The sequence below is a fragment of the Ilumatobacter sp. genome (assembly GCF_046290335.1).
Lineage (GTDB): Bacteria > Actinomycetota > Acidimicrobiia > Acidimicrobiales > Ilumatobacteraceae > Ilumatobacter_A.
On the sequence record NZ_JBKAGH010000001.1, the window covers coordinates 1 to 16,756 of the forward strand.

Sequence of the window (16,756 nt, forward strand, 5' to 3'; positions counted from 1 at the left end):
CGAGCGCATCACCCCCAGCGAGCGCATCACCCCCAGCGAGCGCATCACCCCCAGCCGGCGCATCACCCGGGCTGCGGTGCAGCGACGTGTGGATCGAGTGTCGACACCTGCGCTGCAGCGCACCCTCGCCGCCCCGAGCTGGACCGACCAGGTGATCGAACGCAGCGCTGTCGGCTACACCACACGCCCGGCGCAGTCGTTCTCGCCCGCGCCGCCTGCGCCATCAGGGTTCATCCCGTCCGGAGACTCCAAGCTCGACGACCTGCGCATGCTGGTCGCGGCGACACGCGGCTCGACGACGACCTCGGACTCGAACGGTGGCGCGGACTCGAAAGGTGTACAGCGTTCGCCCCTGCCACCAGCAGCGGCACGGCCATCCCCGGCGTCGACCGGGGGGCAATCGACGTCGAGCGCCGAGGGCCGCGTCGCATCCGGCGGTCGCGGCGACACCGCCGCCGGCACCAACACGGGTCCCGGCCGATTCGCTCGTTCGATGCGCCCGGAATCCGCCGTCACCGGTACGCCGCTGACATCGACGAAACGCGGCCGGTCGCCCGGTGGCGTGCCCGCGCCGGCTGTTCCGTCGACGCCCGGATCGCCGTCCGGCCGTCCGCGTCAGACGTCCCGCCAACGCCCGGCTGGTCCGGCACAGCGGATGGAGGAGTTGCGACAGGCACTCGAGGCGAAAGGCCTCCTGCCCGGCTCGGACACAACGTCCGCTCCCAGCGACGACACGACGCCCGGCGCATCTGCGCCGGATCGATCACGAGATGGTGCCGTCCGCCGGTCGCCGTCGAAGGGATCATCTCCCTCTCCCTCTCCCTCTCCCTCTGCCTCTCCCTCGGCACCGGCACCGGCACGTTCGGCACCGTCATCGTCATCGTCGAGGGGACCGGCCCGACGGAGCGATCGGAACGTCGACACGAGCGATCCTCGCATGGCGGGGTCGCCGACGCAGGGCTCCGTCCGGGATCCCGGCGCGCGGCCCAACCCGTCCGCGCTCGTCGATCCGGCTGCTCGTGTTCGGCACGATCGGCTCACCGGCGACGCACCCTCGGCCACCTCACCGTTCGCTGCCGAGACGTCCAACGCTGCGACCATTGCGCCGTCGCCAAAGGCGATTGCTGTGCTCGAGCGACGACGTGAGGAATCGGAGGCTGGCGACGGCACGCTCGCCCGACCATCACCCGCCGCACGCGAGGTGCCGACTCGATCCGATGGCGCCGTTCGACGCTCGCCGATCGATACGCCGCGGACGGACGCAACGACCGCATCGACGGACGCAACGACCGCATCGACGGTCGCAACGACCGCATCGACGGTCGCAACGACCGCATCGACGGACGCAACGAACAACGCCACGATCGCGACGAGCGACAGCGATCGACGACTGCAGCGGTCGGCGCTCGACGACAGACTCGTTCGCTTGCCCGGGGCCCCGGGAAGTGCCGCAGTGGTGCAGCGCCGGGTCACCCTTCCGCGTGCGCTGTCGCGGAGCCATCGACCCGATCGCGCCGACCTCGCGGTGATCCGCCCCGACGGCCCGATCGTCAGGCGCACCCACCCAGCATCGGCCCGCGCCGACAACCGTGTGGCCCAACGACGGACCACGGATCGCCCCGCGCAGCCAACGAACCGCCGCGCCCCGGGATCGTCGATGGTCGCTTCTTCGGCCGCTCCCGGACGCGCTCAGGCGACTCAGACCGCAGCCCCGGCACCAGCCCGATCGGCATCGGCAGGATCAGCACCGCACGAATCCGCTCCGACCGTTCTCGCCGAAATCGACGCGAACCCGACGACGTCGGTGGTGCGTCCGTCGGCGGCGATGCAGCGCGAGCGCCGATGGGTCGATGCGCCGGTCGCCTCGACATCAGCGGCGAACGGGTCGGCTTCGGGCGCCGCATCGGGCGATGCCTGGCTCTCGTCGGCGAAGCCCTCCGGGAGTGGATCGAGCAGGTCGCCGAGGACGGAGGATCCAGCAGGTGACTCCGTTCGCGTTGGCCGCCCCGGGCCCGGCCGGGCTCGGACCTCACCGGTCGCCGCGGGTCCCGGGCTCCTGGCACGAGCGCTCGATCGCACCAAGGCGACCGGCGCTCGGCCTGTGGCCGCCACGGCGGACCCGATCACGTCTCGCACGGTGTCGCCCGCGAGCAACACCGCCACCTCGGCGCTGCCGAGCCAGCCGAGCGGCATCCGTCCACCAGGAAGAGCGGGGGCACGCGTCGATGCAAGCGCGGCTGAACGCCGCGCCCGGCCGAGCGTGCAGCGAACGATGATCGAGGGCTCGTCGACAACCGACGATGTCACGAGACACGATCGGGCGTCGTCGAACGCGCCCAGGGTCGAGGCCTCGGCACAGCGCCGTGCTGCCCGGACCGACGCAGGTTCCCAGACCAATGCGGCCGCCCAGACCAATGCGGTGGCGGAACGATTCATGACCGAGTTGTCGCAGACGATTCGACGAACGCCGACCCCATTGCCGATGCCGTTCCGCCCGATGGCCGACGCGATCACCGGCGGGCGCCGGGTGCTGCTCTCCTCCGACACGGCATCCCGGCGAGCGCTGCGCAAGGTGGGCAAGGTCGCAGCGACCACCGACAACGTGATTCACCTCGCCGCCGACCCCACACCGGGGCATCGGATCAACGAGGTCATCGCGCACGAACTGACGCACGTCGCGAACCCGTCGCCGGTCGCTCGCTTCTTCGCCGACGGACACGACAGCGCCGAGGAGCGCCACGCCGATCGAGTGGCGAGGGTGATGGCAACCTCGCCGATCGCTCCGACCGCCTCGACGCTGCAGCGTCCCGGTGGGCCTGCACTCCAGGCCGGTGGAGGCTCCGGCTCGACCGACGTCATCCGGCGCAGCGCGGCGAGCGACTCGTCCGGCGGTTCGTCCGGCGGCGTCTCTGCAGCGGCGTTGGCTGCGTCGATCACCGGGCGCTCTGCGACGTCGGGCACCGTTCAGCGGCTGGCTCAATCGCCGCCAGCGCCGTCGGCGGCGCCGTCCGGTTTGTCGTCGAGCCCGCCTCCGGTCCCGTCTCGGGATGGCCGTGGCGAACTGAGCCTGATCGGCCAACTCCAAACCTCACCCGAGGCGAGAGAATGGTTCGCCGAACAGTTGGAACGCAACTTCGGCTGGCTCGTCACGGCGCTCGAAGATCGCATGCTCGTCGAGTTCGAACGCCGCGGCGGTCGACTCTGGGAAGGACTCTGATGGCATCACAGCTCCAGAAGGCGTACCTCGAAGTCGAGAGCGGCGGGCGTATCGACTGCATGTTCAACCCGACGACGTTCGCGTTCGCCACCCAAAATCGTTGGGAATCCGATCAGATCCCCGGCAAGAACACCCCGTCGCTTCGCTATGCGGGCGGTGCGGGCGGGTCCTTTTCGTTGAGCCTCGTGTTCGATACGACCGGCACCGGCAAGGCCGTCACGGCGCACACCAACAAGCTGCTCAAGCTGATGGAGGTCGACGAGAAACTCGCCGGGTACGACTCGGAGAAGAACAACGGTCGGCCGCCCTGGGTGAAGTTCCACTGGGGCACGCACCTGCACTCGTTCAAGGCCGTCATCAGTTCGACCAACGTCACGTTCACGTACTTCTCCAACGAGGGCCTGCCGTTGCGGGCCAACGTCGAGTTGAGCCTCGAACAGTACGAGCCGGATGCGAACTGGGGTCCGCAGAACCCGACGTCGGGTACGCCGAACCCAAAACGCACCCATCAGGTGCAGGTCGGCGAAACACTCGACCGGATCGCGGGCCGGTACTTCGGTGACCCCACCCGTTGGCGAGACATCGCGCAACTCAACGGCATCGCGGACCCGCTCGACCTGAAGCCGGGGCGCCTGTTGGCGATCCCGGAGCGAGGTCGGTGACGACATGTCAGGAGCCACGCAGACCACCGGTGCCCCGGTCATCCAGATCGATGGCACCACGATGTCGGCCGCTGGGTCCGATGCGCTGGTCGACCTGCGCGTGTCGCTGACGACCGGCGCTGCCGGGTACGCCGAACTCCACTTCGATCGCTCGGTCACGTTGTCGCCTGCGCCGAAGGTCGGGTCGATGTTGGTGGTGCTGGCCGTCGAAGGTGATGCAGACGCCGCCGAGGTGTTCAGCGGTGAGGTGATGTCGGTGGGTATCGACATCTCCAAGCGCAGCGACCGCATCATCATCGGCGCGTACGACTCGTCCTATCTCCTCGGGAGTCGAACGGACACCACGTCGCATCTCAACACGACCTTCGGAGATCTCGTCACCAAGATCGCGAGCGATGCAGGTTTGTCGTCGACGGTCGACGGTCAGGTCGCATCCCAAGCGTTTCCTCACATCCAGCAGACGGGAACACCGCACCAGTTCCTGACCGATCTCACGAGAGCGTTCGGCTGCGAATGGTTTGTCTCCGGCGAGAAACTGACGGTCCGCCGTCGTGCGTCTTCGGGCCCGGTGGCCAAGCTGTCCGGTGCGACCGATCTGCGTCGTTTCGTCGGCCGGGTCAATGGGATGGAGCAGGCGTCGACCGTCGACGTGCGAGGGTGGGACCCGAGACAGCAGGATTTCGTGAGCCACAGTGTGACGTCACGGGGAGTGATGACCGGTCACGACGTGCCGATCGCCACGAGCGCCGTCAAGGGAACCCTGCCCGGCAAGAATGCCGTGGCCTGGCCGATCGCTATCTCGACGTCGGAAGAAGCGAAGCGCATCGCCGAAGGCATCACCGCTCGACTCGAGTCCGCCAAGCTCACCGGCCGCGGTGAGACCGACGTGAACTCGAAGCTGACGCCCGGTGCGATCGTCGAGATCGACGATCTCGATCCACAATGGAACGGCAAGTACTACTTGACCGGCGTCGAGCACGTGTTCGGTCGATCGCAACCGTTCATCACGCGGTTCACCTTCGGGGCGTTGGACCCGACGACGCTGGTCGATCTCTTCGGGCCTCAAGCGGCGACGAGTCGAGAGCGTCTCACGCAGGGTGTGTCGATCGGCGAGGTCACCGACACCAACGACCCGGATCGGCTGGCTCGGGTGAAGGTCCGGTTGCCAGTGATGTCGGGTGACAACGTCTCGCACTGGGCTCGGGTCATCTCACCCGGGGCGGGTCCCGAACGAGGCTCGCTGACGCTGCCCGAGATCGGAGACGAAGTCGCCATCGCGTTCGAGAACGGAGATGTGCAGCGACCCTATGTGCTCGGTGGGCTCTGGAACGGCAAGAACAAGGCGCCGTCGATCCCGCAGGGTGTGAAAGACGGCAAGGTGATGTCGCGTTCGATGACGTCACGCACCGGTCATCTGCTCGAGTTCTCGGACGGCGACAGCGCCGAGGAACTGTTCGTGCGCGTGTCGACCGGTGATACGAAGACGGTGCTGACGCTCGGCCAGACGAAGATCGAGATCACCAGCGACAAGAAGCCGATCAAGGTCACCAACGGCAAGGCGACGATCGAGCTCACCGACAGCGGTGACATCACGGTGTCAGGGCAGAAGATCACGATCGACGCGAAGGGTGACCTCGCATTGTCGGGTGCGAACGTGAAGATCGACGCCAAGCAGGGCCTGACGATGTCGGGCGCGCAGTTGGAGGCGAAGGGCAAGGCCACCACCAAGATCGACGGCGGGACCGTGACCGAGATCAAGGGCGGGATGGTGAGGATCAACTGATGTCCGAGCCCTACGCCCACGAGCCCTCCGACTTCATCGGTCGCGGCATCTCCTTTCCGCTGCGCGTCGACCAATCCGGCGCGATCGCGATGACCTCCGGGGTCGCCGACATCGACTCGGCGATCAGGATGGTGCTCACGACCGCTCCGGGAGAACGCCTGATGCGACCGGACTTCGGGTGCCGCATCTGGGAGATGCTCTTCGAGCCGATCAACGCGAACACGCTCGGTCTGATGGGCGAAGCCGTCAAGGAAGCGATCGGCCGCTGGGAGCCGAGAGTGGAACTCGATGACGTTCGTCTCGATTCGAGCGGCCACAACGACGGCGAGGTCTTCATCCATGTCGACTACACCGTGCGCACGACCAACGACCGACGCAACCTCGTGTATCCGTTCTACGTGATCCCGAGAGAGGACGACTGATGAGCCTGCCGGTGACCAATCTGGACGATCGCAAATTCCAAGATCTCGTCGACGAAGCCAAGCGGATGATCCCGCAGCTGTGCCCGGAGTGGACGAACCACAACCTGTCGGATCCGGGTGTCGCGCTGATCGAGCTGTTCGCGTGGATGACCGAGATGACGCTGTTCCGGCTGAATCAGGTGCCCGACACGTTCTACACGCGCATGCTCAACTTGTTGGGATTCGAGCAGTTCCCTGCCAGCGCAGCGCGCACCGAGCTGACGTTTTGGCTGAGCGGAGCGACGAGCGCTGGTATCGAGGTCCCGCAGGGCACCGAGGTGACGACGCTCGGCACGGTCGGCGAACCTCGCGTGTTCACCACGATGGAGACCGTTGCGGCCGTCCAACCCGTACTCGTCTCGGCGTTGACATCTGACGGCCCCGATCGCTACACCAACGTGTGGGGATCGCTGTCGCTCGGTCTGGAGAACGTCACCTGCTTTCCCCGAACTCCGCTCACTCCGGGTGATGCGTTCTATCTCGGCTTCGAGCAGTCGCTGAAGGGTAACGCGATCCGGCTGGGGATCGAGGCGACGGTAGAAGGCATCGGAGTCAACCCTGATCGGCCACCGCTCGTCTGGGAGGTCTGGCAGGGCGAAGGCTGGGTCCGAGCGAGTGTGCCGGACCTGCCTGGCGAGGGGGAGGTCGCGGATTCGACCGGCGGTCTGAACCGCAACGGCCATGTCTTGTTGTTGATTCGCAGCGATCACCAGCCGCTGACCCTCGGTGGTGTGAGGGCCCATTGGCTGCGGGCGCGCTTGATCGAACCCGCCCCGGGTCAGGCTGCGTATCGAGCCTCGCCACAGATTCGGCGCGTCACCGCTGCAGCGATCGGCATGACGGTCGAAGCCGAACACAGCGAGCGCATCGACGACGAGTTCCTCGGCACGAGTACGGGCAAGCCGAACCAGGTGTTCGAGGTGAGTCGACGACCGGTGCTGCCGCGCGACGGCCACGAGGTGCTGGAGGTGTCGACGCCGCTGGCGACCACGGAATGGGTCGAGGTGAACGATTTCGTCGACTCCGGGCCGAATGATCTCCACTACATGTGGGATTCGTCGACCGGCAAGATCACGTTCGGGCCGGTCATCCGTTATCCCGATGGATCGGTGCGACACCACGGCACCATTCCGCCCGAAGGAGCACGGCTGCGACTGACCAGCTATCGAACCGGCGGGGGAGCGCTCGGCAACGTTGGTGTCGGCACCCTCACGGGCATGCGCAGCGCGATTCCCTATGTCAGCGGCGTGTCGAACCTCGTTCCCGCAACCGGTGGCGTCGACGCGGAAACGGTCGAGAACGCCAAGCGACGTGGGCCGCAATCGGTCCGTGCCGGCGGGCGGGCGGTGACCGTGTCCGACTTCGAGCGGCTCGCAGGAGAGGCTGACAGTCGGGTGGCTCGCGTCCGGTGCCTCGCCCCGGAGCAGCCCGGTGACCCGGTGCGCCTGTTCGTCGTGCCACACGTGAAGCAGCGAGCCGAGATGCTGGTGCTCGACGACTTCGCTCTGCCCGACGACATGATCGCTCGTATCGCCGGGTATCTCGACGAGCGCCGGGTGCTCGGCAGCACGATCGAGATCGGGACGCCCTACTACCAGGGGGTGACCGTCGCCAGCCTGTTGACGGCACAACCCGGACGTCCGGCGTCGCTGGTACGCGATCGAGCGCAACGAGCGTTGTACGACTACATCAACCCGATCACCGGTGGCTCCGACCGTCACGGTTGGGCATTCGACACCGACCTCAACTCGGCCAACATCTTCCAGGTGCTCGAAGCGGTCGAGGGCGTCGAGAAGGTCGACGAGGTCTTGTTCTTCGAATACGACTTACGCAATCACGAGCGCATGGGCTTCGGCAAGGAACTGGTGAAGTTGGCGCCGGACTCGCTGTTCTTGTCGACCAACCACCACGTGGTCGTCCAATGACGGTCCCTGGCTTTTTCGGAGTGTGGCTCGATGCGACGTGACGACTGGCTGCTGTGGCAGCTCCCCGTCGGCATGACCGACGACGACTTCTTCGTGCGCTTCGTCACGATCTTCCAACGGATGGCCGACACGGTGCTCGACCAGGTCGACAACCTCGAACACGTCTTCGATCCGACGGTCGCGCCGGACAACATGGTCCGTCAGATGGCGGAGTGGTTCGGAGTCGACTGGGTCGATTCGTCACTCGACGATCGGCTGCAGCGACAGATCGTCCTCGCGTACGCCGACCTGATCCAGTGGCGCGGTACCAAGATCGGTCTCCGTAAGCTGCTCGAGTTGTTGACGGGTGGGCCCGTCGAGGTGCACGACACGGGAGGCGTGTTCCCGAAGGAGGAAGCTCCCGGCGGGCCGCCTCACGTCCGACTCGACGTCGGTTCCGCAGGGTGGAACAAGGTCGAGGATCTGCTGCGGATCGTACGAGCCGAGCTTCCGGCCACCGTCACCTTCGACCTGTGGATCGGTGCCGATCACGTCTGGCCACGTTCGACAACAGCGATGGCGAGCGCCGGACATCAGGCGGGCACCGTGACAGCGGGCGCCGTGTCGGCGGGCGGATCAGCTGGCGCGTCGACGAGTGCGGTCGAGGCGTCGAGCGAGATGCGACTCCCGCAGGACTCGACGACGCGTCGCCCGGGTGGAGATGCGGTGACCCCGCCGGGGACGACACACGGACCGATCGGCGACGTGAACGACCCGGCGATGCGACGCGAGGGAGAGCCCGACGATGGCTGAGATCACCTGCCCCGAATGCGGGACCACGACCGAGTTGTTGGCCGTGCGGCGCGCCGCCGACGAGTTCTGTCGACAGTGCGACTATCCGTTGTTCTGGGCGCCGTCATCGGTACCGATCACGACCCCGGGCGGCAACAGCGCGGCGACGTTGCGGCGCCTCCCGGGCGCAGGAGGCCGACGGCGTGTCGGAAGTCGGATCTGCCCGAGTTGTGGCGAACTGAACTCGCTGTCGGAAACGCACTGCACGCGCTGCGACGCCGACCTCGCCCCAGCTCCCTTGCCACCGCCGCCGCCCGCCCCCGAGCCCGAACCGGAACCCGTCGCGTACGTACCGCTCGAGCCTGCGCCGGTCGCTCCCTGGTGGACCTGGTGGCTGCTGGGCGGTGCGCTCGCTGCGACGGTGATCGTGCCGATCATCTACGAGAACCTGAACTGATCGTCGCCTCGGCGCTCACCGGACGAGCGCAGCCCTGCTGGCCACGGTCCGTCCAGCCATCGTCGCCAATCGCGTCGACGAATCGCGTCGACGGGTCAGCGTTCCGTGTCCGGTGTTGCAGCGATCACGGAATCGTGGTCGTGCTGGTGGGCGGCGGTGGCGGCGGCGGTGGCGGTGGATCGCTGATCTGCACCGCGACCGGGTCGGGCACCGTTCGGATGTCGCTCAACGTTCCGGAGGCCGAGCCGAACGTTGCCGGTCCCGTGACCGTGTAGGCCACCGGCCCGGCGTCGACGGGCACATTCGAGAAGCTCGCGATGCCACTCGAGTTCGTGTCGTCGGAGCCGAATCCGGTCAGCACGACGATGGCGTCCTCGACGAGATCGTTGCTGGGCGTGCCTCGGACCTCGAACCGAACCGTCACCCGTTGCACGTCGAGGGACACCGTGACGTCGCGGGCATTGCGGTTGCCGGTGATGGCGGGCAAGCTCGTCGTGCCGCTCGACACGAAGTCGGTGGCGCTGGCGGAGTACGTACGGGCAGCGCTGTTGGCGTTCTCCGGCATGTCGAAGGTCGCGACGCCGGTGGGCCCCGTCGTCGCCGTGGCCGCGCCGAGCGTGACCGACGCACCGACGATCGGCGTGTCGTCCCGACTGTCGACGACGGTGATGTTGACCGGGATCAGCGCCGGCGTCAGTGTGATGTCCTGTCCGGTCACCGACGCCGGCGGTGCCCCGGAGGAGATGTCGAGGGTCGTGGATCCGCTCCCCAGCCCGATCTCGTCCACGGAGAGCGTCCAGGTGACGGTGCTGGCATCTGCGGCGATGCCGAGGTTCGGAATGTCGTAGAACCCTCGAACGCTGGCGCCGCCGCCGCTGGTGTCGTCGGTGACGCTGGTGAATCCGGGCGCCGACGCCGTGACCGTGACTCCGCCACCGACCGGCGTGCCGCCGATCGAGACGCGTCCTTCGACATCGACGAGGCGCAGCAGGTTGACCCCGACCGAGGGTTCGTACCCGGCGGGCACTGCGGCGCCGACGGGGCGCCGTCCGTTGTCGGTCACGAGCAGCGTGAGTGCGCCTTCGGCGGGGATCGCGTCGGCGCCAGGACCGGTCAGGAACGTGAACGTCTTGCTCGATGCGTTGGAGGTCAGCGTCCTGGAGGCCACTTGGGTGGCGCCGCTGAAGACGCGCACGGTCGTGTTGTTGTTGGCGCCGGTGACGTTCACGGTCAACGTTCGGGGCAGCTCGATCGAGCGGGTCACCGTGGTGCCCGCCGACGCGGTGATCGAACCGTTGGGCGGCTCGACCGCGACCACGTTGGTGCCGTTGATCCGCGCTTCGATGCGGTAGCTGCCAGCAGGCACCTGTGCGGTGAAGAGCGAACCCGCTTGGGTGGTCGGGAAGACCTGGCCGTTGGTTCGCACGATCGTGACCGTCGTCCCGACCGGCACCGGATCGTTCGTGATCGTCACCGAGAAGCTGACGAGGTCGACGACTTCGAGGTCTTGACGAACCGTGCGACCCTGGAACAGGCTGAGCACACCCTCGGTCGGTGCGTACCCGGGTTTCGACAGTCGCACGGTGTACGAACCGCTCGCCGCCGGGACGTCGATCAGATAGCTGGGGCCTGGATCGTCGACGGTTGCCACGACTTGGAGCGACGCGTCGAGCAGCGTCAGCGTCGCCGGGTTGACGAGTGGCGTCACGGTGCCGTTGTCGAGTTGCGTCAGCTCGCCTTCGATGCGGGCGACCTCGGCGGTGGGGGAGAACGTCCCGAGGAAGTGGGTGCTGAGATCGTTCACGTCTCGCTCGACCACCGGCACGATGAGCGGTTGCGAAGTGAAGTCGGTGTGCAGGTCGTCGGTGGTGCACAGCGTGTACGCGTCGCGGTGGGGTGGGACGTTGGCGAAGGTGACGGTGACCGAGTTCGCGTTGACGATGCTGGTCCCGACGGTGCCACCGTCGGCGCACGTCGATCCCGGCGGGACCAACGTGGCAACGAGGTTCGGGAACACCTCGCGCGTGTCCGCCCCCTGGATCGTCGCCGTGACGCTCGTGATGTCGTCGACGGTGTAGACGAGCGTGCCGCCCGGTACCGGTGTCGGCCCGGCGGCGGTGACGATGTCGACCACCTTCGTCTTGGCGGGGTCGGCGGGGTCGTCGTCGAACGTGGCGGTGTAGCCGGCCGGTTCGTCGAACGTGAGAGTGTGGGAGCCGGTGGCGAGCCCGACGATGTTGAACGTCGCTACGTCGCTCGTCGCGCCCGGCACGGTGGCCGACGGGCCGTCGCCGGGGATGCCGGGTTCGCCGGTGAAGTCGTTGTCCTCGAGGGTGCCGTCGACGTCGATCTGTGGCTCGACGAAGTCGCGGTCGATCGTGATCGTCGGGAGCGGTACCGGCCCTCCGGCGCTGTTGCGTGCGGCGACGTCGCCGGTGATCGAGGCACCGATCGCCGGCAGCGGAGCCCGGACGGACGTCAACGCCGGCGTCGCGGCCGTGCTGCGACGGACGACGATGTCGGTGATGACGGGGAAGGCGTCGTCGACGCCTGGAGCGAGCGGATCGAAGCTGCGGACCTCGAGTCGGTACGTGCCGGGCAGGATGTCGGGAAGCGTGATGTCGCCGCCGGTGACCGCGCCGGTGATGTCGGGCGTGAGACCGGGACGCGTCAGCGTGTACTGCGCGGTGGTCACCGGCGTGCCGGTCGCCAGCGAGTCGACGGTCTCGATGCGTACCGAGCTCGGCCGCAGCTGCAGCACGAACTGGCCCGTCAGCACGTTCGCGTTCGCGTTGCGGAGGCGGTACACGCCCGGTACGAACGGCGCGGGTGGACACGGGTTCGGATCGGCGAAGGCGGTGATGCAGTTGTCGCTGGGCAGCGCCGTCGGGGTGGGCAGGTACTCCTCGTGGCCGACCGTGATGCGGTAGTAGCCCGGCGGTCCGGTCACCTGGAACTGATCGACACCGAAGGGTTCGACGAGCATGGTGGCCGGATCGAACCCGGGCACCGGCGTGCCGTTCTGAGACACCAGAACGACCGTGACGTCGAGTGCCGGGCCGGTCACCGGATCGAGCACGAGGGCCTCCGTCGGCGGTCCGCTCGGCTCGGTCTGCCCGACGGCGGAGGCGACGATCGACCCGAACTGTGGCAGCCGGACCTCGATCTGTGGCTTCGCGCCGGCGCGGAATCCCAGTGGGATGCCCGTCGCGTTCGAGCCGATGATGTTGCCGTCGACACGGACCTGGGCTGCCGACGAGTCGTACCCGGCGATGATGACTTCGAGCGTGTAGTCGGTGGCGATGTTCAGCGGGTTCGTCGGGTGCACCGGGATGCCGTCGAGGGAGTACCGGTTGCCGTCGGGACCGGCACCGGCCGTGAAGGTCTCGTCGAGGTTCACCCCGCCGGACAGACGCAGGGTTGCTCCGGTCGTGATCTCGTCCCCTGACACCGAGTCGAAGGCGGTCACGTCGAGGCGTCCGAGTTCGACGAAGCTCGTGTCGAAGCCCGCCCGCCGCTCGGCGGGGCCGACGAGTTGTTCGACGGAGCCGGGTGCGCCGTTGAACAGGACGTGGTTGGGTGGAGCCGTGAAGTCGGTGGTCCACGTGCCGGCCGGCGCGGACTCGACGACGAAGTCGCCGCCGGTGCGCACGACGCACAGACCGCTCGACGGATCGCTGCAGCGGGGATCGGCGGGGTCGTCGGTGGTCGTGTTGCCGAACGGGTCGGTCGCATCGACACCGACATCGTCGAAGGCGGGCGTGTCGATCGTGACGAGCTGGACCCGGCCGATGATCGCGCCGTCGTTCGGCGGCTCGAGCTCGACGTCGAACGTCGAACCGACCTGGGTGAGGTTGACGCCGCCGACGGGCGTGACGGTGCGGTTGCGGCTCTCGTCGATCACCACGTCGATCTGGCCGGGCGCGAACCCTGGCTCGGTGAACGTGTAGCGAGCGGGACCGAAGATCTGTCCGTCGAGCGTCCAGGTACCTCCGGTTCCCGATCGAGCGGTGATGGTCGTCGTTGCGGTGCTGGGGACCTGGCCGGGGGGTGGCGGCCCGGCGTCGGTCGGGGTCATCGAGGTGATGGCGTCGGCGGCGATGTCGACGCCGACGAGGGGGAGTTCGGTCGCGAAGCGATCGTCGACCCAGAAGACGCGTCCGCCGAACGTGTCGACCGGCTGGACGAGCGCCGCGTTCACGACACGGTCCGACAGCGTGACGCCGTTGCTCACGACCACGTTCGGGACGGGCACGGTCTGGGTGACGTAGCCGGTGGCGGCGAACTCGAGTTCGCAGGCGCCGATCAGGTTGTTGGCGTCGACCGCCTGACGCGGCAGGAAGAACGAGTCGAGCTCGCCGCCGCCCTGGACGCCGAACTCGTCGGAGGTCGGCACGTCGACCGCTGGTCCGCCGTTGCACGCCATGGTGACCGTCAGCGACGCGTCGTCGATCGGATCGAATTCGGTGCGCGTCCCGGCGACGAGTCGCGGTTCGTAGACGCGTCCGGAGATGTCGGGAAAGCGGTCGGCGACGAGCACCGGGATCTCGGTCGCCTGGTCGAGTAACGGCAGCACGCGGAACTGCATCGCGGGAAGATCCGGGTCGAGTTGCTGCGACGTCGGTTCGCGGTAACCCGCCGCCCCGGAGACCTCGATGCGGTAGATGCCGGCCGGAAGCACCCGTGGAACCGTGGCCCAGACGCCGGTCGGTGACGACGCCGGGACGTTCACCTCGGCTTGGCGGATCTCCCGCTCGGCGCCGCCGCTGGTGTCCTGCTCGAAGAACCGGACCGTGTAGCCGCGAACCACCTCGCCGGTGATCGAATCGATCATCGATCCCGTTGCCGCACCGAACGCGAGCATCTCGATCGTGCGGCGCTCCTGCGATTGCCCGATCGACACCTGACGCGGCGCAGCGTCGTTGAACCCAGGAGCCGAGACGAGGATGGTGTAGGTCCCCACGATCACGTCGGAGAACTCGGTGGTGAACGAGGGAGCGTCGTCGATCCGATATCGCTCCTGGCCGGTCCGCGTCTCGACGAGTCGGATCGTGGCGCCTTCGATCTCGCGAGCGCCCGCGTCCTCGGCGTTGGGATCGATCACCTCGACGACGAGCGAGCCCGTTCCGGCGTCGATCGTCAGCGGACGCGTCGGCAACGTGACGTCGAGCGGCGGCGGGTCGACACCTTCGACGATCGTGATGAACTCCGTGACGCTCCGGTGGCGGAAGTGATCGAACGTCACGGTGTAGTTGCCGGGCGGGAGGTCGTCGACCGCGTAGGCGCCGCGGGTCGGCGTGGCCGATGTCGCCACATCGAACTGCAGGTCGGCGTTGGACAGGGTGACCCCCGCCGCGGCGATCCCGCCTCCGCCGGCACTCGACACCACGCCGGTCAGGCGACTCGTCGTGTTGACGAGTTCGAAGCCGACCCCGTCGATCGAACCTCCCATCGGCACACGTCGCGTCTGCGGCAGGAATCCAGGCGCCTCGACGGTGATGATGTACGTCGAGGGCACGTCGAGCTGCGGGATGCTGTAGAACCCGATCCGGCCGTCGGTCAAGCTGTTGGTGGTGCGCGTGATGTCACCGTTCGACGCGGTGACGACGGCACCGGGAACGGGCCGGGCGCGCTCGTCGACGATGCTGCCCGACACGGTGCCGACGCCGGCGCTCATCTGCACCGCGACGTCGGTGCGTTCCTGACCGGCGTCCATCGGGAGCTGCAACACTTCAGTGCCGAACCCGGCTCGCGCCGCGGTCAGCGTGTAGATGCCCGGCGTGCTGATGGCGCCGAAGGCGAAGGCACCGACGTCGCCGTCGGTCTGGGAGGTGGTCGTGAAGACGAGGTTGCCGTCGGAGATCTCGATCTCGACGCCACCGAGCGGGCTGCCGCCACTCACGACGCGACCGGAGATCACGCCGGACGCCGGCAGCAGCGTGACGTCGATCTCGACGGGAGACCCGTCGTCGGGCGGTGCGATCACGAAGCGCTGGGTGTCGTAGCCGGCCTTGGCGAAGATGAGCTCGTACGTTCGTCGCAAGGGGACGTCGGGGATCATCCACAACCCGTCGACACCCGGCGTCGCGGTCAGCGGCGCGACCGACTCGGTCTGGCGGACATCGCCGAAGGTCGCAGCGATGGGCGCCTGGCGGGCCGACCAGACCTTCCCGGCAGAGGTCTGGGAAGGGGGAGCCTCGCTCTCCGAGGGAGCCGGGGGATCGATCACGGTCGCATCGGGCGGGGGAGCGGCGCCGAGATCGAGCGCGGTGAGGATCACCGAGACATCGGATAGATCCGCGGTGTTCTCGGCGGAGACCGTGCCGCGCAGGACCGTCGAGGTCGGCACCGAGGCGCCGGGATCGGCGGGATCGTCGTCGCCGGCCGCGGCTGCGTCTCCTGCGCCGCCGGTGCCGCCGGCGCCTGCCCCACCGCCTCCGGGGAGGCCGATCGGGGTGCCGTTCTCGTCGACGAGCGTGCCGGAGTCGTCGACGAACACGCCGTTGACCGGGTTGCCGTCGTCGTCGACGACGTTGCCGTTCGCGTCGACCGCGAACCCGTCGACGGGATTGCCGTCGGCATCGACCACCGATCCGTCGGCTTGCACCGTGTAGGGGCCGTTGGCGAGGACGTCGCCGTTGGCGTCGACGAGGCGGACGAGCGCGGCACCGTCGCCTGCGAGCGTCGAGTCGACGAGCCCGCCGTCGTTGCGGTCGGCGACCCACAGTGCCACGCCGCCGATGGCCCCGAGCCAGAGAGCGATCACGGCAAGTGCGGCGACGACCGCGCGCAGCTTGCGGGCGAAGAACGGCCGCTGGATGAACGGAGCGGTGATCGTCGTCGCGGAGGCCTTGCCGCGCGCCGCGATCACGAGGTTGTGCTGGATCGGTTCGCCGACCAGGTGGCGAGGTCCCCGGACCTTGGCCCGCGTCGTGGCGCGTTGGCCGGGAAGGAGCTTGAAGGCGGCGGTCTTGAAGCGGACGGTGACGTCGGTGGCGTCGCCTTCGAGGGTGAACGCCACCGGGGTGGGCTCACCGTTGCCGACGCCCAGGAGGAACTTGCTGCGCCGACGACCACGAATGGTCGCCGGCTCCACCACCAGGTTCAGTTGCTCGACGGACTCCACCGACACCGTGAACGGGGCGAGGAGCGGACGGTCGGTGGGTCGACTCGAGGTGGCCTGGAACGCAGCTGCGTGCTGGCCGGTGGCGAGATCGATCGGCACGGCGACCGGGACCGAGCAGTCGACGGACGTGTTGGCCGGCACCGCGATGCGCGTGGCGTCGTCGATCTCCGCGCCGCCGTCGCCGCCGTCGAGTCCGACGATACGAACGGTGAAGTCCGCGTCGGTGTTCGTCGAGTTGTGGATCGTGAGGCGGCCGAGGGCCACCGCGCCCGGCGTGGCGTCGATGACGGGCGTCAGGTTCTCGATCGTGAAACTCATCGGCGGCACCGGCCGATCCCGGCGGTGACCATCGCC

The 16,756-nt window shown here is 68.0% G+C and carries 9 protein-coding genes; 7 read left to right on the plus strand and 2 right to left on the minus strand.

Going from position 1 to position 16,756, the window contains the following annotated elements; translation table 11 throughout:
* Nucleotides 1-1,698 precede the first annotated feature (1,698 nt).
* The gene (locus tag ACE37B_RS00005) at nt 1,699-2,436 is read right to left on the minus strand and encodes a hypothetical protein (RefSeq protein ID WP_409921231.1); all 738 of its coding nucleotides are present in this window, start codon (nt 2,434-2,436) and stop codon (nt 1,699-1,701) included.
* Between ACE37B_RS00005 and ACE37B_RS00010 the strand changes: the two genes are divergently transcribed.
* Genes ACE37B_RS00010 through ACE37B_RS00040 form a run of 7 tightly spaced genes read left to right on the plus strand, consistent with a single transcriptional unit; the run spans nt 2,435 to nt 9,276 of the window.
* Entirely contained in the window at nt 2,435-3,217 is a 783-nt protein-coding gene (locus ACE37B_RS00010; protein ID WP_409921232.1) for a DUF4157 domain-containing protein, read from the plus strand. The two genes, ACE37B_RS00005 and ACE37B_RS00010, sit on opposite strands and share 2 nt — an antisense overlap.
* Nucleotides 3,217-3,879 (plus strand): CIS tube protein, encoded by a 663-nt coding sequence (locus ACE37B_RS00015; protein WP_409921233.1) that lies wholly within the window; start codon nt 3,217-3,219, stop codon nt 3,877-3,879. Before ACE37B_RS00010 ends, ACE37B_RS00015 begins: the two co-directional genes overlap by 1 nt.
* Nucleotides 3,880-3,883: 4 nt before the next feature.
* A complete protein-coding gene (locus ACE37B_RS00020; RefSeq protein WP_409921234.1) occupies nt 3,884-5,662 on the plus strand; it encodes a phage baseplate assembly protein V in 1,779 nt (592 codons plus the stop codon).
* On the plus strand, nt 5,662-6,084 hold the full coding sequence (locus ACE37B_RS00025) for a GPW/gp25 family protein (RefSeq protein WP_409921235.1): 423 nt from the start codon (nt 5,662-5,664) through the stop codon (nt 6,082-6,084). The genes ACE37B_RS00020 and ACE37B_RS00025 overlap by 1 nt, the downstream gene beginning before the upstream one ends.
* Entirely contained in the window at nt 6,084-8,048 is a 1,965-nt protein-coding gene (locus ACE37B_RS00030) for a putative baseplate assembly protein (protein WP_409921236.1), read from the plus strand. The genes ACE37B_RS00025 and ACE37B_RS00030 overlap by 1 nt, the downstream gene beginning before the upstream one ends.
* Nucleotides 8,049-8,078: 30 nt before the next feature.
* On the plus strand, nt 8,079-8,840 hold the full coding sequence (locus ACE37B_RS00035; RefSeq protein WP_409921237.1) for a phage tail protein: 762 nt from the start codon (nt 8,079-8,081) through the stop codon (nt 8,838-8,840).
* Nucleotides 8,833-9,276, plus strand: a complete 444-nt coding sequence (locus ACE37B_RS00040; protein ID WP_409921238.1) for a hypothetical protein — start codon at nt 8,833-8,835, stop codon at nt 9,274-9,276. Before ACE37B_RS00035 ends, ACE37B_RS00040 begins: the two co-directional genes overlap by 8 nt.
* Before the next feature lie 124 nt (nt 9,277-9,400).
* Here the strand turns inward: ACE37B_RS00040 and ACE37B_RS00045 are convergent, their stop codons facing one another.
* Complete coding sequence (locus ACE37B_RS00045) at nt 9,401-16,720, minus strand: carboxypeptidase regulatory-like domain-containing protein (RefSeq protein WP_409921239.1); 7,320 nt, start codon at nt 16,718-16,720, stop codon at nt 9,401-9,403.
* Between the last annotated feature and the right edge of the window lie 36 nt (nt 16,721-16,756).